General features: G+C 73.8%; 20 protein-coding genes and 1 riboswitch. Of the genes, 11 read left to right on the forward strand and 9 right to left on the reverse strand.

The window, feature by feature from the left end; all coding sequences use genetic code 11:
- Positions 1 to 4: 4 nt before the first annotated feature.
- The gene (locus tag ACP7TJ_RS25600; protein ID WP_093766345.1) at positions 5 to 448 is read right to left on the reverse strand and encodes an ATP-binding protein; all 444 of its coding nucleotides are present in this window, start codon (positions 446 to 448) and stop codon (positions 5 to 7) included.
- A 316-nt stretch (positions 449 to 764) separates the two neighbouring features.
- Here ACP7TJ_RS25600 and ACP7TJ_RS25605 point away from each other — a divergent pair, with 316 nt between their 5' ends.
- Together ACP7TJ_RS25605 and ACP7TJ_RS25610 are read left to right on the forward strand one after the other, a co-directional pair.
- A complete protein-coding gene (locus tag ACP7TJ_RS25605) occupies positions 765 to 1,592 on the forward strand; it encodes an enoyl-CoA hydratase family protein (RefSeq protein WP_266401658.1) in 828 nt (275 codons plus the stop codon).
- Positions 1,589 to 3,943, forward strand: coding sequence for a bifunctional salicylyl-CoA 5-hydroxylase/oxidoreductase (locus ACP7TJ_RS25610; protein ID WP_266401661.1), 2,355 nt, complete (start codon positions 1,589 to 1,591; stop codon positions 3,941 to 3,943). Before ACP7TJ_RS25605 ends, ACP7TJ_RS25610 begins: the two co-directional genes overlap by 4 nt.
- 16 nt (positions 3,944 to 3,959) lie before the next feature.
- Here the strand turns inward: ACP7TJ_RS25610 and ACP7TJ_RS25615 are convergent, their stop codons facing one another.
- Positions 3,960 to 4,793, reverse strand: a complete 834-nt coding sequence (locus ACP7TJ_RS25615; protein ID WP_266401663.1) for a PaaX family transcriptional regulator — start codon at positions 4,791 to 4,793, stop codon at positions 3,960 to 3,962.
- 34 nt (positions 4,794 to 4,827) lie between these two features.
- On the reverse strand, positions 4,828 to 6,438 hold the full coding sequence (locus ACP7TJ_RS25620; protein WP_427765637.1) for an AMP-binding protein: 1,611 nt from the start codon (positions 6,436 to 6,438) through the stop codon (positions 4,828 to 4,830).
- Between the two features lie 116 nt (positions 6,439 to 6,554).
- On the opposite strand from ACP7TJ_RS25620, the gene ACP7TJ_RS25625 reads away from it, so the two are divergent.
- Genes ACP7TJ_RS25625 through ACP7TJ_RS25635 form a run of 3 tightly spaced genes read left to right on the forward strand, consistent with a single transcriptional unit; the run spans position 6,555 to position 8,943 of the window.
- Complete coding sequence (locus tag ACP7TJ_RS25625) at positions 6,555 to 7,682, forward strand: acyl-CoA dehydrogenase family protein (protein ID WP_427765640.1); 1,128 nt, start codon at positions 6,555 to 6,557, stop codon at positions 7,680 to 7,682.
- Positions 7,679 to 8,077, forward strand: coding sequence for a RidA family protein (locus ACP7TJ_RS25630; protein WP_167743752.1), 399 nt, complete (start codon positions 7,679 to 7,681; stop codon positions 8,075 to 8,077). The genes ACP7TJ_RS25625 and ACP7TJ_RS25630 overlap by 4 nt, the downstream gene beginning before the upstream one ends.
- Positions 8,078 to 8,118: 41 nt before the next feature.
- Positions 8,119 to 8,943 carry an alpha/beta fold hydrolase gene (locus ACP7TJ_RS25635; protein ID WP_266401673.1) on the forward strand — a complete coding sequence of 275 codons (825 nt, stop codon included), beginning with the start codon at positions 8,119 to 8,121 and terminating at the stop codon, positions 8,941 to 8,943.
- Positions 8,944 to 9,188: 245 nt separating this feature from the next.
- Here the strand turns inward: ACP7TJ_RS25635 and ACP7TJ_RS25640 are convergent, their stop codons facing one another.
- Positions 9,189 to 9,383 (reverse strand): DUF5999 family protein, encoded by a 195-nt coding sequence (locus tag ACP7TJ_RS25640; protein ID WP_427765644.1) that lies wholly within the window; start codon positions 9,381 to 9,383, stop codon positions 9,189 to 9,191.
- Between the two features lie 236 nt (positions 9,384 to 9,619).
- Between ACP7TJ_RS25640 and ACP7TJ_RS25645 the strand changes: the two genes are divergently transcribed.
- Positions 9,620 to 10,063: a DUF6299 family protein gene (locus tag ACP7TJ_RS25645; protein WP_427765647.1), complete on the forward strand. Its 444-nt coding sequence runs from the start codon at positions 9,620 to 9,622 to the stop codon at positions 10,061 to 10,063.
- A 30-nt stretch (positions 10,064 to 10,093) separates the two neighbouring features.
- On the opposite strand, the gene ACP7TJ_RS25650 is transcribed toward ACP7TJ_RS25645, so the two are convergent.
- Complete coding sequence (locus tag ACP7TJ_RS25650; RefSeq protein ID WP_427765649.1) at positions 10,094 to 11,155, reverse strand: PucR family transcriptional regulator; 1,062 nt, start codon at positions 11,153 to 11,155, stop codon at positions 10,094 to 10,096.
- A gap of 350 nt (positions 11,156 to 11,505) precedes the next feature.
- Between ACP7TJ_RS25650 and ACP7TJ_RS25655 the strand changes: the two genes are divergently transcribed.
- The 4 genes from ACP7TJ_RS25655 (at position 11,506) to ACP7TJ_RS25670 (ending at position 20,293) form a co-directional block, all read left to right on the forward strand.
- Positions 11,506 to 13,551 carry a flotillin family protein gene (locus tag ACP7TJ_RS25655; RefSeq protein WP_427765652.1) on the forward strand — a complete coding sequence of 682 codons (2,046 nt, stop codon included), beginning with the start codon at positions 11,506 to 11,508 and terminating at the stop codon, positions 13,549 to 13,551.
- 70 nt (positions 13,552 to 13,621) lie between these two features.
- The gene (locus ACP7TJ_RS25660; protein ID WP_427765655.1) at positions 13,622 to 18,589 is read left to right on the forward strand and encodes a DNA repair ATPase; all 4,968 of its coding nucleotides are present in this window, start codon (positions 13,622 to 13,624) and stop codon (positions 18,587 to 18,589) included.
- 251 nt (positions 18,590 to 18,840) lie between these two features.
- Positions 18,841 to 19,635 carry an SGNH/GDSL hydrolase family protein gene (locus tag ACP7TJ_RS25665; protein WP_427765658.1) on the forward strand — a complete coding sequence of 265 codons (795 nt, stop codon included), beginning with the start codon at positions 18,841 to 18,843 and terminating at the stop codon, positions 19,633 to 19,635.
- A 142-nt stretch (positions 19,636 to 19,777) separates the two neighbouring features.
- Entirely contained in the window at positions 19,778 to 20,293 is a 516-nt protein-coding gene (locus ACP7TJ_RS25670) for a hypothetical protein (RefSeq protein ID WP_193458114.1), read from the forward strand.
- 16 nt (positions 20,294 to 20,309) lie between these two features.
- Here ACP7TJ_RS25670 and ACP7TJ_RS25675 read toward each other — a convergent pair whose 3' ends face one another.
- From ACP7TJ_RS25675 to ACP7TJ_RS25690, 4 genes are read right to left on the reverse strand one after another with little or no spacing between them, the layout of a single operon-like run.
- Positions 20,310 to 21,170 carry an energy-coupling factor ABC transporter ATP-binding protein gene (locus ACP7TJ_RS25675; protein ID WP_427765660.1) on the reverse strand — a complete coding sequence of 287 codons (861 nt, stop codon included), beginning with the start codon at positions 21,168 to 21,170 and terminating at the stop codon, positions 20,310 to 20,312.
- Complete coding sequence (cbiQ, locus tag ACP7TJ_RS25680) at positions 21,167 to 21,916, reverse strand: cobalt ECF transporter T component CbiQ (protein ID WP_167743761.1); 750 nt, start codon at positions 21,914 to 21,916, stop codon at positions 21,167 to 21,169. The genes ACP7TJ_RS25675 and cbiQ overlap by 4 nt, the downstream gene beginning before the upstream one ends.
- Positions 21,917 to 21,923: 7 nt before the next feature.
- A complete protein-coding gene (locus tag ACP7TJ_RS25685; RefSeq protein WP_427765664.1) occupies positions 21,924 to 22,295 on the reverse strand; it encodes an energy-coupling factor ABC transporter substrate-binding protein in 372 nt (123 codons plus the stop codon).
- On the reverse strand, positions 22,292 to 23,002 hold the full coding sequence (locus tag ACP7TJ_RS25690; protein WP_427765666.1) for an energy-coupling factor ABC transporter permease: 711 nt from the start codon (positions 23,000 to 23,002) through the stop codon (positions 22,292 to 22,294). The genes ACP7TJ_RS25685 and ACP7TJ_RS25690 overlap by 4 nt, the downstream gene beginning before the upstream one ends.
- A gap of 30 nt (positions 23,003 to 23,032) precedes the next feature.
- Positions 23,033 to 23,215: riboswitch (cobalamin riboswitch) on the reverse strand.
- Between the two features lie 191 nt (positions 23,216 to 23,406).
- Here ACP7TJ_RS25690 and ACP7TJ_RS25695 point away from each other — a divergent pair.
- A complete protein-coding gene (locus ACP7TJ_RS25695) occupies positions 23,407 to 24,999 on the forward strand; it encodes an ABC transporter substrate-binding protein (RefSeq protein WP_427765669.1) in 1,593 nt (530 codons plus the stop codon).
- Positions 25,000 to 25,005 lie beyond the last annotated feature (6 nt).

Genomic DNA, 25,005 nt, shown 5'->3' on the forward strand with positions numbered 1-25,005 from the left:
CGGGTCAGACCGGGCGCCGCTGGCCCGGCAGCCGGAACCACACCGCCTTGCCGGACTCGGTGGGGCGGTGCCCGCACGACGAGCTGAGCGAGCGGATCAACAGCAGTCCGCGCCCGTGCTCCTGCCACGGGTCGGGCAGCTCGAGGTGGGGCCGGGTGAGGTCACGGGGCGGCTCAGGGTCGGCGTCGTGCACCTCCACCTGGAAGCCGGTCGGCAGCAGCCGCAGGACCAGCTCGATCGGGGTGGCGCCGGAGGTGTGCTCCACGGCGTTCGCCACCAGCTCCGCCGTCAGCAGCTCCGCCGTGTCGCAGTCGGCGGAGTGATCCCGTTCGGCGAGCGCCGTGCGCACCAGGGCACGCGCGACGGGCACGGCCGCGGTCGTGTGCGGCAGTGCGACGCGCCAGGAGGTCGGGATGGCGGGGGGTTCGTGCACAGTGGTTCCGTTCATGGAGCGGGCGCTCCCGTGTTCGAGTGCCCATGGTACGGCGCGCCTCACCCGGCCCCGCCCCCGGGACCGGGTGACACCGGGGCCCTGCCGGGCGCGCCGTCCGGGGCGCTGCGCCCCGGCAACCGCGGCCTACCCGCCCGGCGGCCCCGCCTCGCGCGCCCGCCCCCACCGTTACCGGGGTGTCGATGTTCCGTGACGCGCGTGACGGCGCCCGAACGGCGTATTGCGTACTCGTGACGACAGTCACCAACCGGTGATAACTTCGAGTGGCAGACCTCACTGAGCCGCGCAGTGCCCGCCCGAGGAGGCCGCCCTCATGAGTCCTTTCACCGGCTCCGCCACCCGCACCGCGCGCTGGGAGCATCTGCGCGTCGAGCTCGCCGACGGCGTCGCCCACGTCACCCTCGCCCGCCCCGACAAGCTGAACGCGCTCACCTTCGGCGCCTACGCCGACCTGCGCGACCTGCTCGCCGAGCTGTCCCGGGAGCGGGCCGTCCGCGCCCTGGTGCTGGGCGGCGAGGGCCGCGGCTTCTGCTCCGGCGGCGACGTGGACGAGATCATCGGCGCCACCCTCTCCATGGACACCGCCCAGCTCCTCGACTTCAACCGGATGACCGGCCAGGTCGTCCGCGCGGTGCGGGAGTGCCCGTTCCCGGTGATCGCCGCGGTGCACGGGGTGGCCGCGGGCGCCGGCGCGGTCCTCGCGCTGGCCGCGGACTTCCGGGTCGCCGACCCCACCGCCCGCTTCGCCTTCCTGTTCACCCGGGTCGGCCTGTCCGGCGGCGACATGGGCGCCGCCTACCTGCTGCCCCGGGTCGTCGGCCTCGGCCACGCCACCCGGCTGCTGATGCTGGGCGAGCCGGTGCGCGCCCCGGAGGCCGAGCGGATCGGGCTGATCAGCGCGCTCGCCGACGAGGGCGGCGCGGACACGGCGGCCCGCGAATTGGCCCGCCGCCTCGCCGACGGCCCCGCCCTCGCCCACGCCCAGACCAAGGCCCTGCTCACGGCCGAACTGGACATGCCGCTCGCGGCGTCGGTCGAACTGGACGCCTCCACCCAGGCCCTCCTGATGACCGGCGAGGACTACGCCGAGTTCCACGCGGCCTTCACGGAGAAGCGCGCTCCGAAATGGAGGGGACGATGACCCCCTCAGGGGCGCGGGGAACTGCGCGACCAGCCCCCACGGCGCCGCACCTGAGCGTGGCCGTCGTGGGCGGAGGCCCCGGCGGCCTCTACGCCGCCGCCCTCCTCAAACGCCTGGACCCGTCCAGGAACATCACCGTGTGGGAACGCAACGCCCCCCACGACACCTTCGGCTTCGGCGTCGTCCTCTCCGACGAAACCCTCGGCGGCATCGAACACGCCGACCCCGAGGTCTACACCGCCCTCAAGGCCGAATTCGTCCGCTGGGACGACATCGACATCGTCCACAGAAACACCCGCCACACCTCCGGAGGACACGGCTTCGCCGCCCTCGGCCGCCGTCGCCTCCTGGAGATCCTCCACCACCGCTGCCGCTCCCTGGGAGTGGAACTCCGCTTCCGCGCGGAGGCCCCCGACCCGGCCCGCCTCGCGGAGACCCACGACCTGGTCATCGCCGCCGACGGCGTGCACAGCACCACCCGCACCGCCTTCGCGGACGTGTTCCGCCCGCACATCACCGCGCACCGCTGCCGCTACATCTGGCTGGCCGCCGACTTCCCCTTCGACGCCTTCCGCTTCGAGATCGCCGAGACCGAGCACGGCGTGATGCAGCTGCACGGCTACCCGTTCTCCGCCGACGCCTCCACCGTGATCGTGGAGATGCGCGAAGAGGTGTGGCGGGCCGCCGGGTTCGACGAGCTCGACGAGGCCGAGTCCCTCGAGCGCTGCGCCAAGATCTTCGCGGACGCGCTCGGCGGACGCCCCCTGCGCTCCAACAACTCCGCCTGGACCACCTTCCGCACGGTCGTCAACGAGCGCTGGTCGCACGGCAACGTCGTGCTGCTCGGCGACGCCGCCCACACCGCCCACTTCTCCATCGGCTCCGGCACCAAGCTCGCCGTGGAGGACGCCCTCGCCCTCGCCGCCTGCCTGAGCGAGCAGCCCACGCTCACCGACGCCCTCGACGCCTACGAGACGGAACGGCGGCCCGTCGTCGCCTCCACCCAGCGCGCGGCCCGCGCCAGCCTGGAGTGGTTCGAGAACCTCGCCCTGTACCTGCGCCAGCCGCCGCGCCAGTTCGCCTTCAACCTGCTCACCCGCAGCCGCCGCGTCACCCACGACAACCTGCGGCTGCGCGACGCCCGCTTCACCGAGGCGGTGGAGCGCGGCTTCGGCTGCCCGCCCGGCACACCGCCGATGTTCACCCCGTTCCGGCTGCGCGGACTCACCCTGCGCAACCGGGTCGTCGTCTCACCGATGGACATGTACTCGGCGGCCGACGGCCTGCCCGGCGACTTCCACCTCGTCCACCTCGGCGCCCGCGCGCTGGGCGGCGCCGGGCTGGTGATGACGGAGATGGTCTGCGTCAGCCCGGAGGGCCGCATCACCCCCGGCTGCGCGGGGCTGTGGAGCGGACGGCAGGCGGAGGCGTGGCGGCGGATCACCGACTTCGTGCACACCCGCGCGCCGGGCACGGCCATCGGCGTGCAGCTCGGCCACAGCGGCCGCAAGGGCTCGACCAAGCTGATGTGGGAGGGCATGGACGAGCCCCTCGACGAGGGCAACTGGCCCCTGGTCGCCGCGTCCCCGCTGCCGTACCGGCCGGGGAGCCGGACCCCCCGCGAGCTGTCCCGCGCGCAGCTCACCGATCTGCGCGAGCAGTTCACGGCAGCCGCGGTGCGGGCCGCGCGGGCCGGGTTCGACCTGCTCGAACTGCACTGCGCGCACGGCTACCTGCTCTCCGGCTTCCTGTCCCCGCTGACCAACCGGCGCACCGACGCCTACGGCGGCTCGCTGGAGAAGCGGCTGCGCTTCCCGCTGGAGGTGTTCGACGCGGTGCGGGCGGTGTGGCCGGAGGACCGGCCGATGACCGTGCGGATCTCCGCGACCGACTGGGCGGAGGGCGGCACCACGGCACAGGACGCGGTCGCGATCGCCCGTGCCTTCGCCGACCACGGTGCCGACGCGATCGACGTGTCCACCGGGCAGGTGGTGGCCGACGAGGAACCGGAGTTCGGCCGCTCGTACCAGACGCCGTTCGCCGACCGGGTGCGCAACGAGGCTCGCGTCCCGGTGATCGCGGTCGGCGCGATCTCCTCCTGGGACGACGTCAACTCCCTGATCCTGGCCGGGCGTACGGATCTGTGCGCGCTGGCCCGCCCGCATCTGTACGACCCGCACTGGACGCTGCACGCGGCCGCCGAGCAGGGCTACGAGGGTCCGGGCGTCGTCTGGCCGCCGCAGTACCGCGCGGGCAGCCGCCCGCCCCGCACCGGCCGCACCGACGCCCCCAAGCCCCGGCTCACCCTGTCCGACCTGCCGCTCGCGGAGACACCGGCGCCCGGCGCGTGACCCCGCCGGACCCTCCTCAGTCCGCTTCGGAATCCGCCGAGGGGCTCGCGAACTCCGCCCCCGCGTCCCGCAGCCGCTCGTGCAGGGCCCGGAAGACGGACGCCGAGCGGGTGCCGGGCCAGTCCGCCGGCAGCAGCCCGGCGGGCAGGCCCGGGTCGGTGTAGGGCAGGTGGCGCCAGTCGTCCAGGGCCAGGAGGTAGTCGCGGTACGCCTCCTCGGGCGGGGTGTCCGCGCGCTGCTCCCAGGCGCGCAGCACCGGCGCGTGCCGTTCCAGGAACGCCCGGTGCCGCTCCGCGATCGCCTTCAGGTCCCACCAGCGGGCCACCGCCTCCGCCGTGGCCGTGAACCCGAGGTGCTCGCCGCGGAACAGGTCGACGTACGCGTCCAGCCGCAGCCGCTCCAGGGTGTGCCGGGTCTCCTCGTACAGCCGGGCCGGGGCGATCCACACGCCGGGCGCCGCCGTGCCGAAGCCGAGACCGGCCAGCCGGGAGCGCAGCAGATGCCGCTTCTGCCGCTCCGACTCCGGGACCGAGAACACCGCGAGCACCCAGCCCTCGTCGCCGGGCGGCGCGGTGGCGTAGATGCGCCGGTCACCGTCCTCCAGCAACTGGCGTGCTTCCGGGGACAGTTCGTAGCCGGCCGCGCCCTGGGCGGTGCGGGCCGGGAGCAGCAGTCCGCGGCGCTTGAGCCGGGACACCGAGGAACGCACGGACGGGGCGTCCACGCCGACCGCGCCCAGCAGGCGGATCAACTCCGCGACGGGCACCGGGCCCGGCACGAACCGGCCGTAGGCGCCGTAGAGCGTGACGATGAGAGACCGTGGAGCATGCTGGTCGGACACGTTGATCATCTTAGGTCGTGTCCGCCGGCCCGCTGCCCCGGCATCAGCCCTGGTCGTCTCCGGTGCCGGCGCCGGTGCGCAGCCGGAACCGCTGGAGCTTGCCGGTGGCCGTGCGCGGCAGCGTGTCCAGGAAGACGATCTCGCGCGGGCACTTGTACGGCGCCAGCTCCGTCTTCACGAAGGCCCGCAGCGCCTCCGCGTCGCGCTCCGCGCCCTCCTTGAGGACCGTGTACGCCACCACGACCTGGCCGCGCGCCTCGTCGGGACGCCCGACCACCGCCGCCTCCACCACGTCCGGATGGCGCAGCAGGGCGTCCTCGACCTCGGGGCCCGCGATGTTGTACCCGGCCGAGATGATCATGTCGTCGGCGCGGGCCACGTACCGGAAGTAGCCGTCGGGGTCGCGGACGTAGGTGTCGCCGGTGACGTTCCAGCCGTCCCGCACGTAGTCCCGCTGGCGCGGGTCGGCCAGGTAGCGGCAGCCGACGGGGCCGCGCACGGCGAGCAGTCCGGGCTGCCCGTCGGGCACCGGGACGCCGTCCGCGTCCTGCACGCGCGCCTCCCAGCCCGGCACCGGGACGCCGGTGGCGCCGGGGCGGACGGCGTCGTCCGCGGCGGAGATGAAGATGTGCAGCAGCTCGGTGGCGCCGATGCCGTTGATGATGCGCAGCCCGGTGCGGTCGTGCCAGGCCTGCCAGGTCGCGGCGGGCAGGTTCTCGCCCGCCGAGACGCAGCGGCGCAGGCTGGAGAGGTCGTGTCCTTCCGCCTCCGCCAGCATCGCCCGGTAGGCGGTGGGCGCGGTGAACAGCACCGACACCCGGTGCTCCTCGACCGCCGCCAACAGCTGGGAGGGGTGCGCCTGTTCGAGCAGCAGGGCGCTCGCGCCCGCGCGCAGCGGGAACACCACCAGACCGCCGAGGCCGAAGGTGAAGCCCAGCGGGGGGCTGCCCGCGAACACGTCGTCGGCGACCGGCTTGAGGATGTGCCGGGAGAAGGTGTCGGCGATGGCCAGGACGTCCCGGTGGAAGTGCGCACAGCCCTTCGGCTTCCCGGTCGTGCCGGAGGTGAAGGCGATCAGGGCGACGTCGTCGGCGGCGGTCGGCACCGCGTCGAACGCCCCGTCGGGCGCGGGACGGTGCAGCAGGTCGTCACGGGAGCCGCCGCCGAAGGTGGCGATGCGCAGGTCCGGGACCTCGGCCTTCACGAGGTCGTCGAGGGAGCGCACGTCGCACAGGGCGTGCCGGACCTCGGCGAGCGCGCAGACGGTGGCCAGCTCGTGCGGCCGCTGCTGGGCCAGCACGGTGACGGCGACCGCGCCCGCCTTCAGCACGGCCAGCCAGCAGGCGGCCAGCCAGGGAGTGGTGGGCCCGCGCAGCAGCACCCGGTTGCCGGGCACCACGCCGAGGTCCGTGGTGAGCAGATGGGCCAGCCGGTCCACCCGGGCGCGCAGCTCGCCGTACGTCCAGACCCCGCCGTCGGGCGTGCGGAACGCGGGCCGGTCGCCGGGCCGGCCGTGCAGCAGTTCGGCGGCGCAGTTCAGCCGCTCGGGGTAGCGCAGCTCCGGCAGGTCGAAGCGGAGTTCGGGCCACTCGTCCGGCGGCGGGAGATGGTCACGGGCGAAGGTGTCGACGTGCGCGGTGAACCGTGGACTCATGTCGATGCGCCCCCTTGGCGTGGTGGGCTCGCATCAGGAGCGTATCGTGTTGGTGACGGCAGTCAACGGTTCGCGATAACCTCGGGATGGCCCACCGGCGAGGGAAGGGACCGGCGATGACCGCATTCTCGCTCGAACCGGCACAACTCGCCTGGTGCGCGGAGCTGCGCGCCCTGGCCGCCGAACGGCTCGGACCGCTCGCCGAGAAGGGCGAGCCGGGCCGCGTCAACCGCGCCCTCGTCGCCGAGTTGGGCGCCCTCGGACTCCTCTCCCGGCTCTTCGCCTCCGGTGCGCTGGACCTGTGCCTGATGCGCGAGTCGCTCGCCCAGGCGTGTACGGAGGCGGAGACCGCCCTCGCCCTCCAGGGCCTCGGCGCCCACCCCGTGCACGCCCACGGCACCTCCGCACAGAGGGACCACTGGCTCCCCCGGGTGAGTGACGGGACGGCCGTCGCGGCCTTCGCCCTGTCCGAACCGGGCGCAGGATCCGACGCGGCCGCGCTGTCCCTGGGCGCGGAGCGCGACGGCCCGGACGGGTGGCGGCTGACCGGCGAGAAGTGCTGGATCTCCAACGCCCCCGACGCCGACCTCTACACCGTCTTCGCCCGCACCACCCCCGGCGCCGGCGCGCGCGGCGTGACCGCCTTCCTGGTGCCCGCCGACCGGCCCGGCCTCACCGGCAGCCGCCTCGACATGATCGCCCCGCACGCCGTCGGGACCCTGCGCTTCGACGGCGTGCCGGTCACCGGCGCCGACGTCCTCGGCGAACCCGACGCCGGCTTCCGGGTCGCCATGGACACCCTCAACCTGTTCCGCCCCAGCGTCGGCGCCTTCGCCGTCGGCATGGCCCAGGCCGCCCTCGACGCGACCGTCGCCCACACCGCCCGGCGCGCCGCGTTCGGCGGCCGGCTGGGGGACCTCCAGGCCGTCGCCCACCAGGTCGCCGAGATGTCCGTCCGCACGGAGGCGGCCCGCCTGATGGTCTACGCGGCGGCCACCGCGTACGACGAGGGCGCGCGGGATGTGCCCCGTCGCTCCGCGATGGCGAAGCTGCTGGCCACCGAGACCGCCCAGTACGTCGTCGACACCGCCGTCCAGCTGCACGGGGCGCGCGCCCTGTGCCGGGGCCATCTGCTCGAACACCTCTACCGAGAGGTCCGCGCGCCCCGCATCTACGAGGGGGCGAGCGAGGTCCAGCGCGGCATCATCGCCAAGGAGCTGTACAAGACCCTGGAGGCCCGGTGACCGCCGAGCGCGTCAACCCGTCCGACCTGTCCCCGCCCGCCGGCTTCTCGCACGCCGTCGTCGCCACCGGCTCCCGCGTGGTGTTCCTGGCCGGGCAGACCGCCCTCGACGGCGACGGGAAGGTCGTCGGCGACACGCTCCCCGAGCAGTTCACCCGCGCCCTCACCAACCTCCTCACCGCCCTCCGCGCCGCCGGGGGCGCCCCCGCCGACCTGGCCCGCGTCACCGTCTACGCCACCGACGTCGCCGCGTACCGCGAGCATGCGCGCGAACTCGGGCGGATCTGGCGAAGCTTGGCGGGGCGGGACTATCCGGCGATGGCGGTCGTGGAGGTGGTCCGGCTGTGGGACGAGGAGGCGATGGTCGAACTCGACGGATGCGCGGTACTGCCGTGAGCCGCCGGGCGCAGCCCGCCCGCTCCTCCTAGCCTGGAGCGATGCCGGAGATCGAGTTGAGCGCGGGGACCGTCGCGTACGAGGACACGGGCGGCGAGGGGCCGGTGGTCGTGCTTCTGCACGGTCTGCTGCACGACGCCTCCGTCTGGCGCCACGTCGTCGCCGAACTGCGCACCGACCACCGTCTCGTCGCGCCGACCCTCCCGTACGGGGCGCACCGCACGCCGATGACCCGGCCGCCCACGCCGGACCTGGTCAACGAGCTGGTCGCCGAGTTCCTCGACCGGCTGGACCTCAGGGATGTCACCCTCGTCGAGAGCGACTGCGGCCGCGCCCAGACGGTCGCCGCCCGGCACCCCGAACGGCTGGCCCGGCTGGTGCTGATCTCCTGCGAGGCCTTCGACAACTACCCGCCGGGTCTTCCCGGCAGGATGATCGGCCTCGCGTGCCGTGTGCCGGGCGGTGTTCCGCTGCTGGTCCGCGTGCTGGGCCGGAAGCCGTTGCGCCGGCTTCCGGTCGGCTTCGGCGCCCTCACGAAGCGGCCGTTGCCCGACGAGCTGGTCGATCGCTGGCTTCGCCCGCTGCGGACGGACCCCGCGATCCGCCGGGACTTCCGCCACTACAACACGCACGTTCGGCGTACGGAACTCCTCGAGGCGGCTCAGGGGTTGCGGCGCTTCGACCGCCCCGCGCTGGTCGTCTGGGCGACGGAGGATCTGATGATGCCGCGCGAGCACGGCCGCATGCTGGCGGAGTTGCTGCCGCAAGGGCGGTTGGTGGAGCTGAGGAACACGCGAACGCTGATCGCGGAGGACCGCCCGCAACGGCTGGCGTCGCTGCTGCGGTGGTTCGTGGCGCAGGGCTGACCGGACCGCCTGGCTCGCCACGGCCGGGCGCACCGTGGTGCGGGGGCAGCGCCGACGAGCGTCCGCGGTCCGGTGGGGGCTGATCGCGCAGTTCCCCGCGCCCCTTCAGGGGCGCGGGGAACTGCGCGCACGGTCACCTCAGCGCAGGGTGCGCAGCCGGCAGGGCGGACGGCGACCCGGTCGGTCGAGGCGCGGCCGTCTGCCGATGGGCCGCGACCGCGACCGCGGCAGCGAGGGGGGCGCGGTCAGGCGGCGACTGACAGGCCCTGCGTCGGCAGCCGGTGCGGGGCGATGACGCGACCGTCAGGTCGCAACTCACCCGTGTCGTCGAAGACGATCGCGCCGTCGCACAGCAGGGTCCAGCCCTGCTCCGGGTGGGCGGCCACCACGTGCGGGGCGGGGGAGTCGGTCTGCCGGCAGGACGTCCGGTGGGCACACATGGCGCACCTCCACATCGGTGGAACGAGCCGAACACGTCGTACCCCACGACCATGCGCCGCCCGCACCGCCCGCTGGAACGGCCCGGTGGGAAACGTGACAGTCCCCGGACACGGCAGGGACGGTTCCCCGACGGCCGATGCGGCTCCGCCACCGAAGGGTGACGCTGAGTGGCCGCGCCCCCGTGCGGCGGGTACTGCTGGAGGTCCCCCTTCCGCTCACCTCGGAGGTCCCCCTCATGCCCGTACGCCCCCTCCTCGGCACGGCGTCCTGCGCCGCGCTGCTGCTGCTCGGCGCCGCCGCGGCGGCCCCCTCGGCGGCGGCCGCGCCGTCCGACCCCGCGGAGTACGTCACCGTCGACCCGGAGGGCCGGATCGCCGCCGACGGCACCGTCACCCTCACCGGCACCTACCGCTGTGACGCCGGCACCGGACCGGTCTACGTCAGCTCCTCGGTCAACCAGAGCACGCCCCACGTCAACTACGGCATCGGCGGCTCCGTCGCGGTGTGCGACGGAGCGGAGCACCGCTGGCAGAACAGCGGCAAGGCCCCGCGGAACGCCCTGACAGCGGGCCCGACCAAGGTGGAGGCCACGCTGCTGGAGCTGCGCGGCAGCGGCATCCTGATCGTCCCCGTCCCGCACGCGGCCGGCCACCACGACGTCACCCTCGTCGACGGCTGACCCGCGGCCCGGCCCCGGTACCGGTAGTCCCTACGCCGCCGAGCCCGGCCAGTCCAGCAGCCGGGCTCCGATGACCGCCGTCTGCAGCATGTAACGGTGCGCCGGGTCACCGGGGTCGGCGCCGGTCAGCCGGTGGATCCGCTCCAGCCGGTACGTCAGCGCCCGCACGCTCAGCGACAGCCGCCGGGCCGCCTCGGCGGCGACACATCCCGAGTCGAAGTAGGCGGTGAGCGTGTCCAGCAGCGGCCCGGCCCCGCCGCGCGCCTCGGTCAGCGGGCCCAGGGTGTTGTGCACCAGGTCGGCCATGGCCTGCCGGTCACGGGCCAGCACCGGGTAGACCAGCAGGTCGGAGGCGCGCAGCACCGGGTCGTCCAGGTCCAGCCGCTCGGCGATCTCCAGCGCGTTCAGCGCCTCCTCGTACGACTGGACCACCCCGCCCGGCCCCGGCTGCGGACGTCCGACGGCCACTTGGCCGCCGTCCGTGGCGGCGTGCGCCTGCTTGGCGAAGTGGGTGAGCACGTCCTGTTGGTGTCCGGGCGCGATGCACAGCAGCCGTCCGTCCTTGGTGGTGAGCAGGATGCTGCGGTCGCCGAACCGGGCGATCAGGGCGCGCTCCACCTGACGGGGCACCGGGTCGCCCTCCTCGTAGGCGACGGGGCCCCGGGCGACGGCGACGGCGTGCTCGTGGGACAGCCGCAGCCCGAACCGTTCGGCGCGCTCGGCCAGCCGGCCCAGGTCGCTGCGCCCGTAGAGCAGGTCGTCGATGAACTCACGCCGCGCTGCCTCCTCCTGACGGACCGCCAGCCGTTGTGCCCGCTCGTACCCTTCGGCGAACGCGTCCACCACCTGCTGCACGGCCGCGAGCGCGCCGTCGGCCGCGTCCGTGCCCCGGGTCGGCCACGCTCCGCGGGCGGCGGCGAGGTGGGCGATGACGAGGGAGCGCAGTCCGAAGCCGGCCTCCGCGGCCTGTTCGCCGAGGGCGCGGCGGGACGCGAGCTCGTCGCGGGTGAGGCGCCTGCCCGTGGCGGCGACCTCGGTCAGTATCCGGGTGTAGCCCTCCAGATACTGCTCCGGAATCTTTCGTTCCGACACGTCGTCCCCTCGACTCCCTGACGCGGTCCTGATGCGTTCATGGCGGCTCACCGGCATGCAGACCCTAGTGAACTTTGCCGGAATCCGGCAATGCGCGGTGCGGGGCGGGCCGTGCAGCATGGCTCGCGGGGAGCACTGCGGAGGTTCCGGTGCCGGACACCGGCAGGCGTCCGGCACCGGAACCGGAGGGGAGCAGTGCCGCCCGACGGCATCGGCCGTCGCACGCGACGACGGGATCCGACGTCACCGCCTCGCCCGGCGCGAGGCCCCCACCGCTTTGAGGCCCTCGCCCGCGAGACGCCGCACACATCCGACTTCTGCCCGTAAGCCAGCCCAGAAGGACGTGTCCCATGGATGCCGCCACCGTGGGCATCGCCGTACTCGTCGGCGCCGCCCTGTTGCTCGTGCTCATCGGTCTGCTGCTCGTCACCAAACTGTTCCGCAAGGTGGAACAGGGCAAGGCGCTGATCGTCTCCAAGCTCCGCAAGGTCGACGTGACCTTCACCGGCTCGGTCGTGCTGCCCGTGCTGCACAAGGCCGAGGTGATGGACATCTCGGTGAAGACCATCGAGATCACCCGCGCCGGCAAGGAAGGACTGATCTGCCGGGACAACATCCGCGCGGACATCCGCATCACGTTCTTCGTCAAGGTCAGCAAGACCGTCGAGGACGTCATCAAGGTCGCCCAGGCCGTCGGCACCGCCCGCGCCAGCGACCGCGACACGCTCCAGGAGCTGTTCCACGCCAAGTTCTCCGAGGCGCTGAAGACCGTCGGCAAGCAGCTGGACTTCACCGACCTCTACACCAAGCGCGAGGAACTGCGGTACCGCATCATCGAGGTCATCGGCGTCGACCTGAACGGCTACCACCTCGAGGACGCCGCGATCGACTACCTGGAGCAGACGCCGCTCACCCAGCTCGACCCCGGCAACGTCCTCGACGCCCAGGGCATCCGCAAGATCACCGAGCTGACCGCGGTGGAGCACGTCCGCACCAACGAGGCGCAGCGCAACGAGGAGAAGGAGATCACCCGACAGGACGTCGACGCACGCGAGGCGATCCTGGAGCTCCAGCGCCGGCAGGCCGACGCGGAGATCAAGCAGAGGCGGGAGATCGAGACCGTGCGGGCCCGCGAGGAGGCGGAGACCGCGCGGGTGGTCGAGGAGGAGCGGCTGCGGGCGCAGAGCGCCTTCCTGCGCACCGAGGAACAGCTCGGGGTGCAGCGGGAGAACCAGGCCCGCGAGGTCGCCGTCGCCGCCAAGAACCGCGAGCGGGTCATCGCGGTGGAGAGCGAGCGCATCGAGAAGGACCGCCTGCTGGAGGTCATCGCCCGGGAGCGGGAGACCTCGTTGACCCGCATCGCCGCCGACAAGGAGGTCGAGGCGGAGAAGCGGGAGATCGCCGAGGTCGTCCGCGAGCGCGTCGCGGTGGACCGTACGGTCGCCGAGCAGGAGGAGTCCATCAAGAAGCTGCGGGCCGTCGAGGAGGCGGAGCGCCGGCGTCAGGCCGTGATCATCGCGGCGGAGGCCGAGGCGCAGGAGAAGCTGGTCAAGGACATCAAGGCCGCCGAGGCCGCCGAACAGGCCGCCGCGCACCGCGCCGCCGAGGAACTCACCCTCGCCGAGGCCCGGTTGAAGACGGCCGACCTGGACGCCAAGGCCAAGCTGCGCCTCGCGGAGGGCGTCCAGGCGGAGTCCGCGGCCGAGGGTCTCGCCGCCGTCCAGGTGCGCGACAAGGAGGCCGAGGTCATCGAGAAGGCCGGCCGCGCCGAGGCCGGGGCCACCGAGGCCCGGCTGCGCGCGGAGGCCGAGGGCGCCCGCGCCAAGGCGGTCGCCGAGGCGGAGGCCATCTCCGGCAGGCTGCGCGCCGAGGCGGCCGGCCTCACCGAGAAGGCCGCGGCGATGGCCGCGCTCGACGAGGCGTCCCGCGGTCACGAGGAGTACCGCCTGCGCCTTGAGGCCGAGAAGGACGTCCGGCTGGCCGGACTGGACGTGCAGCGGCAGGTCGCGGAGGCGCAGGCCACCGTGCTCGCCACGGGCCTGGAGAACGCGGACATCCACATCGTCGGCGGGGACTCGGTGTTCTTCGACCGCCTGGTGTCGTCCATCTCGCTCGGCAAGGGCGTGGACGGCTTCATGAAGCACTCCGAGACCGCGCAGGCCCTCGCCGGGCCCTGGCTGGACGGATCCGCGAGCTTCACCGACGACCTGAGCCGGATGCTCGGCTCCGTCTCCACCTCCGACGTGCGGAACCTCACGGTGTCCGCGCTGCTGACGAAGCTGATGAGGCAGGGCGGCGAGAACACCGGGCAGGTCAAGCAACTGCTCGACAAGGCGGGTGAGTTGGGTCTGGCGGACACTCCGCTGGCCGTGCTGAACGGCCGCACCAGGGCCTGACCACCACCCGGCCGGGAGCCGCCGCACAGGGGACGGCGGCTCCCGGCCGGCTCCCTTCCGAGAGGCAGCCATGACCACCGGCACCCACGAGCCCATCCACGACGGCGCCCGCCCCGGCGCCGCCCCGGACGCGTCCGCCGCGGACACGGCTCCGCGGCGGCCCGGCGCGGCGGTCGACGGCGGCGCCTACCAGGTGCTGCGCGACCGCCTCACCGACCGCGCCCGTGAACTCGCCCGCCGCGCCGAGGCGCTGAACCGGCGCCGGGCCGAGGAGTTCGGCGCGCCCGAGCTGCGCCTCACCGGCACCGAGCGGCTGCGCACCGGGCGCACCGCCGTGCCCCGCGACGTCGTCGCCGTCGGCGACGTGCTGCTCTTCGGCTACGAGACCCGCCCCCGCCCGGAGCGGGACACCACCGTGGGCGACGTCCTCGCCGCACACGACCGCGACCTGAACCGGCTGCCCGAGGACGCCGTGCCCGGCCTGCTCGACGACCCCGCGTTCCAGCGGGAGTTCGCCGCCCTGCACCGCTACTACCGGCAGGCCCGCCTGCTGCGGCTGCGCCGCGTCGAGGGCACGCTGCTCGCCGTCTTCCAGACCGGCGAGAAGCCCGGCGACATCCGCGTCCTGCGCTGGACGGTCTCCGAGGACGGCCAGGCCGCCTTCCTCGACGCCCGCGGCGAACGCGACCACGCGCGCGTCCCGCCCGCCGGCCTCACGTGGACGCCCGCCACCCGCGAGGACCACGTCCTCGGCCGCCACCCGCACGTCTCCGTGGGGGGCGAGGTGTTCGTCGACACCCTCGGCGGCACCCTCACCGTCAAGGCGGAGAACGACACCGGCACGCCCGACGGCATCCACAGCGAACCCGTCGACGAGCCTCTGCAGTCCCTCGCCGACGCCGACATCGCCCATGCCCGCGTCGGCCCGCTGATCCTGCTGCGGATCCTCCCCTACAAGGAGACCGCACACCGCCATCTGGTCATCAACACCCTCACCCGCACCGTCGTCCGCCTCGACGGCATCGGCCAGGGCTGCCGCCGGCTGCCCGAGGACCAGGGCATCGTCTTCCCCGGCGGCTACTGCCTCGCCGCAGGCAGCCACAAGACCTACGACCTCGACACCGAGGGCATGGAGTTCGAGCGGGAGGTGCGCTCCCCGTACGGCGAGGACGTGCTCTACGCCTTCCACGCGCCCGCGCGCGGACGCGCCCTGCTGCTCTCCTACAACCAGATCCGCGAGGCCGTAGCCACCCCGATGGCCTGCCACGGCTGGGCCCTCTTCGACGACGGGCGCCTCACCCTGCTGCGCCCCGAGGGCGACGAACCCGCCCGCGTGCACCCCGTGCGGCAGTGGGACACGCCGTACCTGTCCGACGCCCGCGCCGCCGCGCGGCCCGTGGGGGAGGGGCCGCTGGCCCGGGTGGGCAACGCCGACCTGGTGCGCGGCGTCTCCGACTGCCTGTCGCTGGCCCGCGCCGCCGCCGAGACCGCCCCCACCGCCGAGATCTACGCGACCCTCGCCGCCGCCTGCGTGCGCGCCCTGGACACCCACCACTGGCTGGGCGACCCCGAGGTCGGCGACCTGCGCACCCCGCTGGAGGAGGTGCGCGCCACCGCCGCGCAGGTGCTCGCCGAGTTCGAGACGGTCACCGACCTCACCCGCCGGGCGGCCGGGGCGCTCGACGAGGCCGCCGAACGGATCGCCGCCGTGGTGCGCCGGCTGCGAGGCGAACAGCCCCGCGAGGCCGCCGCCTGGGTGCGCGGCCTCACCGAACTCCGCCAGGCCCAGGGCCACCTGCTGACCCTGAAGGAGATGCGGTACGCGGACCACGCGCGCATCGACGCGCTCGCCGCCGAGGCCGAGAGCGACCTCGCGTCCTTCGGGCAGCGCGCCGTAGCGTTCCTGAGCCGCGAGGACGCCTTCGCCGCCCACCACACCGGCCTGGAGAGGCTGCACGCCGCCATCGAGGCGGTCACCACCACCGCCCAGGCCGCCCCGCTCACCGCCCGGCTCGACGAACTCGCCGACGGGCTGCGCACGGTGACCGAGGTGGTCGCCGGGCTCGACATCGCCGACGCCACCGTCCGCACCGGCGTCCTGGAGCGCGTCGCCGACGCCCTCGGCGGCGTCAACCGCGCCCGCGCCACCCTCGACGCCCGGTGCCGGGCCCTGCGCGACCGGGAGGCGCGCGCCGGGCTCGCCGCCGAGCTGACCCTGCTCGGCCAGACCGTCACCGGCGCCCTCGCCGCGGCCGGCGACCCGGACGCCTGCGACGACCAGCTCGCCCGCGTCCTCGCCCAGCTCGAGGAACTGGAGTCCAGGTACGCGGAGTTCGACGACGTCCTCGGCGAACTCGCCGACCGGCGCACCGACATCTACGACGCGTTCTCCGCCCGCAAGCAGAGCCTCACCGACGCCCGCGCCCGGCGCGCCGGACAGCTCGCGTCCGCCGCCGAGCGGGTGCTGGAGACGGTCGCCCGCCGCAGCGTCGGGCTCGCCGACGCCGACGCGGTGAGCACCTACTTCGCCTCCGACCCGCTGGTCGCCAAGGTCCGCCGCAGCGCCGACGAGCTGCGCTCCCTCGGCGACCGGGTGCGCGCCGAGGAGCTCGACGGCAAGCTGCGCTCCGCCCGCGAGGAGGCCGCCCGCGCCCTGCGCGACCGCACCGACCTCTACGCCGACGGCGGCCGCGCCATCCGTCTGGGCGCCCACCGCTTCGCCGTCTCCACCCAGCCCTTCGACCTCACCGTCGTCCCGCACGACGACGGCCTCGCCCTCGCCCTCACCGGCACCGACTACCGCGCCCCCGTCACCGACCCCGCCCTGCTCGCCGACCGCCCGCTGTGGGACCGGCGCCTGCCGTCCGAGTCGCCGCGGGTCGCCCGTGCCGAACACCTCGCCGCTCGGCTGCTGCACGAGCACGGCCCGGACGCGCTCGCCGGGGCCGACGACCTCCCCGCCCTGGTCCGCACGGCCGCCGAGGAGGCGTACGACGAGGGCTACGAGCGGGGTGTGCACGACCACGACGCCACCGCGATCCTCACCGCCCTGCTCCCGCTGTCCGACGGCGCCGGCACCCTGCGCCACGCCTCCGCGGCCCGCGCCCACGCCCTGCTGTTCTGGGCGCACGGCACGACGGAGCAGGAGCGCGCCGAGTGGACGACCCGCTCCCGTTCGCTGGCCCGGGTCCGGGACGCCTTCGGGGCGCCGCCCGCGCTGGACGCGCTGCGGGACGAACTCGCCCGCGCGGTGGGGGAGTGGGACCCGGACGCGCCGGTCCGCCCGGAGGCGTGCGCCGCGTACCTCTTCGACGAACTCACCACCGGCCCCGAGGGGTTCGTGATCAGCGCCCGTGCGCGCTCCCTGCTCGACACCTTCCGCCGCACGGTCGCCGGTGAGGGGTACGACGAGGACCTCACGGCCCTCGGCGACCTGGGCGCGCGCAGGCAGCTCGTCGAGGCGTGGCTCACCGCGTACACGCGGGCGTCCGGGGAGGAGGCGGACCCCGGGGACCTCGCGGAGGCCGCGGCCGCCGAGCTGTGCCCGGACGTGCCCCGCCACGCGTCGGACGCGCCCCTCAGCGTCACCGTCGAGGGCCTGGTCTCCACGCACCCGCGCGTCACCGACCGCCGGCTCACCCTCCGCCTGGACGAGTTCCTCGCCCGCACCGGGGAGTTCCGGGCGCGCGAGGCGCCCGCCTTCCGCGCCTTCCAGCGGCGCCGCGCGGCCCTTGTCACCGTCGAGCGGACCCGGCTGCGCCTGGACGACCACCGGCCGCGGGTGCCGGCGTCGTTCGTCCGCAACCGGCTGGTCGACGAGGTGTACCTGCCGCTGATCGGCGACAGCCTCGCCAAGCAGCTCGGCACCACGGGCGAGTCCGCCCGCACCGGCGCCGGCGGTCTGCTGCTGCTCCTGTCCCCGCCCGGCTACGGCAAGACGACCCTGGTGGAGTACGTCGCCCACCGCCTCGGCCTGGTGCTGGTGCGGATCAGCGGCCCCGCGCTCGGCCACGGCGTCACCTCGCTCGACCCGGCCGAGGCCCCGGACGCCACCGCCCGCCAGGAGATCGAGAAGATCAACTTCGCGCTGGCGGCGGGCAGCAACACCCTGCTGTACCTGGACGACATCCAGCACACCTCGCCCGGACTGCTCCAGAAGTTCATTCCGCTGTGCGACGCCACCCGCCGGGTGGAGGGCGTGTGGCAGGGCGAACCGCGCACCTACGACCTGCGCGGCAAGCGGTTCGCGGTGTGCATGGCCGGCAACCCCTACACCGAGTCCGGCGAGGTCTTCCGCATCCCCGACATGCTCGCCAACCGGGCCGACGTGTGGAACCTCGGGGACGTCCTCACCGGCAAGGAGGAGGTCTTCGCGCTCAGCTTCGTCGAGAACGCGCTCACCGCGAACCCGGTGCTGGCGCCGCTCGCCGGACGCGACCGCGCCGACCTGGACCTGCTGATCCGGCTCGCCTCGGACGACCCGACGGCCCGCCCGGACCGCCTGCTCCACCCGTACGCGCCGACCGAACTCGACCGCGTGCTGGCGGTGTTGCGGCATCTGCTCACCGCCCGTCGTACGGTCCTCGCGGTCAACGCGGCCTACATCGCGTCCGCGGCCCGCTCCGACCACGCCCGCACCGAGCCGCCGTTCCTGCTCCAGGGCTCGTACCGCAACATGAACAAGATCGCGCAGCGGATCCAGCCCGTGATGAACGACGCGGAGCTGTCCGCCGTCGTCGAGGACCACTACACGGCCGAGGCCCAGACCCTCACCACCGGCGCCGAGGCGAACCTGCTGAAGCTCGCCGAGCTGCGGGGCACGCTCACATTGGAACAGGCGTCCCGCTGGGCGGAGGTGAAGGCGGCTCACGTCCGCACGCTCACCCTGGGCGGTCCCGACGACGACGCCCTCGCCCGCGCGGTGTCCGCCCTCGCCCTGCTCGGCGACCGCATCGCGGCGGTCGAGTCGGCGATCACCCGCGCGGCCGGCTCCCGGCGCCTTCTCACGCCCCCGCCCCGGCAGGGGGACGACGGCTGAACGGGGCAGGCCGAGGACACCGAGCCGGATCACGCGAGGCGTGACCCGGCATCGGTTTCACGCCATCAACTTGACGTGAACATGGCCTATCTGGAGTTTATCTACGCGCGGAGCTGGTTCGGCGAAATCAGTATTCGGGTCATTACGGAAGACTTTCCGACCGGTAGTTACCGAGCGGTATTCGGCCCTGCTACAACCCATGTTGCTCCCTCAACTACCGTCGCGAGTTTCGTCGTGAAGGGCGGATACACGTGTCAACGCGCTCCCTGGGAACAACTCTCGCCACCCTCGTCCTGGGTGTGGCGACCGTACTCGGCCTCGCCCAGCCCGCCACCGCCGCCGGCCACAACTACGTGGCGCTCGGCGACTCCTACTCCTCCGGCGTGGGCGCCGGCAGCTACACCTCCGAGAGCGGTGACTGCAAGCGCAGCACCGCCGCCTACCCCCAGCTCTGGAAGAACGCCAACGCCCCCGCGTCGTTCAGGTTCGTCGCCTGCTCGGGCGCGACGACGACGAGTGTGTCCTCCACCCAGCTGGGCGCACTGTCCTCCTCCACGACCCTCGTGAGCGTCACCGCGGGCGGCAACGACGTCGGCTTCGCGGACGTCATGCAGACCTGCGTGCTGCAGAGCGAGGCCACCTGCGTCTCCCGGGTCGACACCGCCGTCTCGCAGATGCAGAACACCCTCCCGGGCAAGCTCGACTCGCTGTACTCCGGCATCCGGTCCCGCTCCCCGCAGGCACGCGTGGTCGTCCTCGGCTACCCGCGTTTCTACAAGCTGTCGGGCAGCTGCATCGCGGGCCTGAGCGAGACCGAGCGCTCCGCGATCAACAACGCCGGTGACGTGCTGAACGGGGTGATCGCCAAGCGGGCCGCCAACGCCGGCTTCGCCTACTCCAGCGTGGTGGACGAGTTCACCGGACACGAACTCTGCTCGGGCGACGCCTGGCTGCACAGCGTCACCTTCCCGATCGGCAACTCCTACCACCCGAAGGCCGTCGGCCAGTCGGGCGGCTACCTGCCCGCCTTCCGCTCGGCGGTCTGACGGGACGTCACCGGCGCACGCAGGCGGCAGCATTCCGCTTTGTCCTCTGGCGGACGCGCGTAGACCACGGGCATCATCGGTCTGCTCCGCCTGCACAGCCGTCCCCCACGCACCCTGGCCCCGACAGCAGGAAGGCCCCCACATGAAGACCCTCAAGGCGCCGAAGCTCCGCTCCGTCCTGACCGCCCTCGCCCTCGTCGTCGCCCCGGGCGCCGCCGTGGTGGGCACCGCCGGCGAGGCGTTCGCCGTCACCAAGATCAGCCATGCCACCGCGACGTCCATGTTCCGCGAGGTCGGCATCACCTGGTCGTCGTCCGGAGGCTGCTCCGACCGCTATGTCTCCACCTGCACGTCCTTCGACCAGCTCAACCTGGCCACGGCCCAGGGCGCCCAGACCCTGAAGCGGGCCACCGGCTGCGCCCTGAACATCACGGGCGGCACCGAGACCGGGCACGCCTCCGGCACGTACTCGCACTGGAACGGCTACAAGCTCGACTTCTCCAAGACCACCTGCGTCGGGAACTACATCAAGAACACCTTCACCTACATCGGCGTGCGCGGCGACGGAGCCCCGCAGTGGCGGTCCGGCTCCGGCAACGTCTACGCCGACGAGGGCAACCACTGGGACGTCACGTACTACAACTGCGGCGGCTGCTGACCTCGCGTCGGAGGTCTCAGCCGGACCTCCGGTCCCCGTACTCCGGCAGGGCGGCCAGCGCCGCCAGCTCCTCCGGGGTGCGGGGACCGGCGTCCGTGCCGCCGGCCGGCCCCCGCGCCCGCAGGAACAGCCCGGCCGCCACGCCCCACGGCAGCCTGAGCCCCGCCGCCGTGAGAAGGTCCCGGCGGGACAGCATCTGCGGGGCCGGGCCGGTGTGGGCGCCCGCCGGGGTGAGCAGCGCCGCGTCGTCGGCCCAGCGCAGGGCGAGATCCACGTCGTGCGTGGCCATCACCACCGTCGTGCCGCTCGCCCGCAGACCGTCGAGGGTGGCCAGCAGCCGTTCCTGGCCGTCGGGATCGAGACCCGCCGTCGGCTCGTCCAGGATCAGCACCCGCGGCCGCATCGCGACCGCGCCCGCGATCGCCGTCCGCTTGCGCTGCCCGTACGACAGCAGATGGGTGGGCCGGTCGGCGAGCGCGGCGATGTCCAGCGCCTCCAGCGCCTCCGCGACCCGCGCGCGCACTTCCGCGTCGGGCAGCCCGAGGTTCAGCGGCCCGAACGACACGTCCTGCCCCACGGACGCGGCGAACAACTGGTCGTCCGGGTCCTGCACCACCAGCTGCACGGTGGTGCGCAGCACCGTCAGACCCTTCCGGTCGTGCCGCACCGCACGGCCCGACAGCAGCAACTCCCCGCCGTGGGGCCGCAGTCCGCCGCTCAGCAGCCGCATCAGCGTGGTCTTGCCGCTGCCGTTGCGGCCCAGCAGCGCCAGCGCCCGTCCCTCGCGCACCTCGAAGTCGAGCCCGGTGAACACCGGCGGCCCGTCCTCGTACGCGAACGACACGTCCCGCAGTGCCACCAGCACGGATCCGCTCACGACAGGGGCCTTTCCAGTACGAAGGTGAGGGCGGCCAGCGCCGCCAGGAGCGCGCCGCTCGCGGCCGTGAACCGGGCGGACACCCGGGCCTCGGGCACCAGCACGCGCAGGGCGCCGTCGTAGCCGCGGCCCGCGAGCCCGGTCTGCAGCCGCGCCGCCCGGTCGAAGGACCGGACGAACGCGGTCGCGCCGAGCCCGCCGAGCGAACGCCAGGCCGCCGCACGGGTGGTGTGCCCGAGCCGCGCCGCCTGCGCCCGGTGCACCCGGCGCACCGAGTCCAGCAGCAGAAAGCTCATCCGGTACGTCACCAGCGCCACGTCCACGAGCGGCGCGGGCACCCCGGCGCGCACCAGCCGCGGCAGCAGGTCCGACATCGGTGTGGTGAACGCGAACAGCAGCACGCCCAGCGAGGCCGCCGAGGTGCGCAGCAGCAACTCCCCGGCACGCAGCGGTCCGTCCTCGGCCGGCGACACGAAACCGCCGGGTCCGCCCACCCGCACCAGCAGGGTCAGCGCCCCGGTGACGCAGAACCCCAGCGGCACCCGGTACGCCCGCCACAGCCGCCCGGCCGGCACCCCCGCCGGGCCGAGCAGCAGCACCAGCGCGGTGACCAGCACCAGCGCGGCGCCCGGCCACGGGGGCAGCGAGACCGCGAGGACGGTGAGGCCGAGGCCGAGGACGGCCTTGTCCACGGGATGTCGGCGGCGCCAGCGGCTGCTGTGCGCCGCCGCGTCGATCGGCAGCACGGATCCGTCAGTCCCGTCCGCCGTCGGCGCCGGTGCGTGCCCCCGCGTCCGTGTCCCCCGCGACGGACCGCTCACGGGCCCGCGCCTCGCCCTGCCGGCGCCCGCGCCGCAGCCCGAAGTAGTACGCCAGGACGCCCGCGCCGATCGCGGCCTGGAGGGCGAACAGCGCCGACTCGACCTCCCCGGACGGCGGTTCGTACAGCGGCGAGAACCACGGCTCGTAGTCCGGGTCGATCTCGGTGATCGCGGTCTCCGCCTCGCCGTCCGCCCCGGTGAACGGCTCCTCCTTGTGGTCGCCGAGCCCGAGCGCCAGCGGGATCACGGCGAGGGCCGCGACGAGCAGCAGGAGCAGGGTGTTGATCCTCGCGTTGCGCCTCACCGGGCCACCGCCCCGGCCGACTCGGCCCGCTTGCCGCCGGCCGCCGAGGTGACCAGCACCCCGAGCCGGGTCAGCTCGCCCTTGCTGGACTGCACCAGCAGACGCATCACCAGCACGGTCAGCAGCCCCTCGCTGACCGCGAGCGGAATCTGCGTGACGGCGAAGATGGAGCCGAACTTCCCCAGCGCGCCCAGGAATCCGCTGCCCGGGTCGGGGAACGCCAGCGCCAGCTGGACGCTGGTCACGCAGTACGTCGACAGGTCGGCGACGAACGCGCCGCAGAACACCGCGCCCATCAGCGGCACGCCGTACCGGCGCAGCAGCCGGTAGACGCCGTACCCCGCCCAGGGGCCGACGACCGCCAGGGAGAAGACGTTGGCGCCGAGCGTGGTGAGCCCGCCGTGGGCGAGCAGCAGCGCCTGGAACAGCAGGGTGATGGTCCCGAGCACCGCCATGACCGGCGGCCGGAACAGGATCGCGCCCAGCCCGGTGCCGGTGGGGTGGGAGCAACTCCCGGTCACCGAGGGCAGTTTCAGCGCGGACAGGACGAAGGTGAACGCTCCCGACGCGCCCAGCAGCAGCGTGCTCTCGGGATGTTCTCTGACGTCACGGACGAGCGACCGGGCTCCGTGGACGACGAAGGGCGCGGATACGACGCCCCAGGCGACCGCGTGCGCCGGAGGCAGGAAACCCTCGGCAATGTGCATGGCTCAGCACACCCTCTCCAGCACCTCGTGGATGGTTGACGCGCCTTGGCCGGTCTCCTGGCTGACGGGTACCACCGCCCGTGCTCCGCCTTCCCGGGTCCCGAAGAACCCAGTGGCTGCCCGTGAGGGCCGGAGCCGGACTTCCCGATCACAGTGGCGAGGGCCGCACCGGTATCGCACCGATTTCCCGTCACCAAGGCGTGGTGACAGTAGTCCCCGTCGCGGTCCGGTGACAAGCGGCGACGGGGGCGCGCGGAGGGCGCCCGGCGGCTCGGGACCCGGCGCACACCTGCGCGTTCGGGCAGCCCGGCGACCGGGGTGACTGGGGGGCCGCCGTCCTGGGCAAGGTCTTCCTGCAACTAATATGCAAGAGCGATTTTCCAGCAACAGGGATGTGAGGTTCGATGACGACCCGACGACGCATACGGGGCGCCGCCGCCGTGCTGGCGACGGCCGCGGCGGTCGCCGCCTGCTCGGCACCGGGCTCCGGCGGCGCGGACGGCGCGGCGGCCGGCGAGTCCGTGGTGATCGGCGTCTCCACCGAGCCCGACACCCTCAGCCCGCTCCTCGGCTACGGCAAGGACGGCAACTCCAAGCTCTTCGACGGCCTCCTCGCCCGCACCGCCGACATGACCCTCGAACCCGCCCTGGCCACGGCACTTCCGCGGATCACGGACGGCGGACGCACCTACACCTACACCCTGCGCAAGGGCGTCAGGTTCAGCGACGGCAAGCCGCTGACCGCGCGGGACGTCGTCTTCACGTACCGCACGGTGCTCGACGACGACACCAACAACACCGCCAAGAGCGAACTCGCGGCCGTCAAGGACGTCCGGGCGGTGGGCGACGACACGGTCGTCTTCACCCTCCACCACCCCTACGCGCCGTTCGCCGCCCGCACGGTGCTGCCGATCGTCCCCGAGCACGTCGCCGGCGGGCAGGACCCCAACACCGGCCCCTTCAACACCAAGCCGGTCGGCACCGGACCGTACGTCCTCGCCGACTGGCGCAAGGGCGAGAAGCTCACCTTCAAGGCCAACCCGCACTACTGGGGCGGCGCCCCGAAGGTGAAGAAACTCACCATGGCGATCGTCCCCGACGACGACGTCCGCGCCACCCGGCTCCGCTCCGGCGACCTCGACGGCGCGGTCCTCCCGCCCAACCTCGCCGCCACCTTCAAGGGCGACGACGACAAGAAGACGTACCGGGCCACCTCCTACGACGTCCGCGTCGTCACCCTCCCCAGCGGCAACCCCGTCACCGGCGACACCGCGATCCGCCGCGCCCTCGACCTCGCCGTCGACCGGCAGGCCATGGTCGACAAGATCCTCGACGGCGCCGGCCGCCCCGCCTACGGCCCGCTGCCCGTCGACGACCCCTGGTTCGCCGAGGACGTCGAGCGCCCGCGCGACCTCGCCGAGGCCGGCCGCGTCCTCGACGCCGCCGGCTGGACGAAGGGCGAGGACGGCGTCCGCGCCAAGGACGGCCGCCCCGCCCGCTTCACGCTGTACTACCCCTCCGGCGACAAGGTCCGCCAGGACCACGCCCTCGCCTACGCCTCCGACGCCAAGAAGGCCGGCATCGACGTCCGGGTGGAGAGCGCCACCTGGGAGGTCATCGAGCCCCGCATGCACCGGGACGCCGTCCTCGCGGGCTTCGGCAGCACCGGCGACCCCGACTTCGGGCTCTACACGATGCTGCACTCCTCCCTCGCCGGCGACGGCTTCAACAACATGGCCCACTACGACAACCCGGCCGTCGACCGCGCCCTGGAGACCGGCCGCCGCACCCAGGACCCCGAGGCCCGCAAGGCCGCCTACGCCGCCCTCCAGCGCGCCCTCGTCAAGAACCCCGGCTACACCTTCCTCACCCACATCGACCACCTGTACGTGCTCGCCGACCGCTGGAAGGGCCTCACCACCCAGACCGAGCCGCACGAGCACGGCTTCGCCGCCGGACCCTGGTGGAACGTCGAGGACTGGCAGCCCACGCCATGACCCACG

The sequence above is a fragment of the Streptomyces sp. DSM 41931 genome (assembly GCF_050271085.1).
Lineage (GTDB): Bacteria > Actinomycetota > Actinomycetes > Streptomycetales > Streptomycetaceae > Streptomyces > Streptomyces albogriseolus.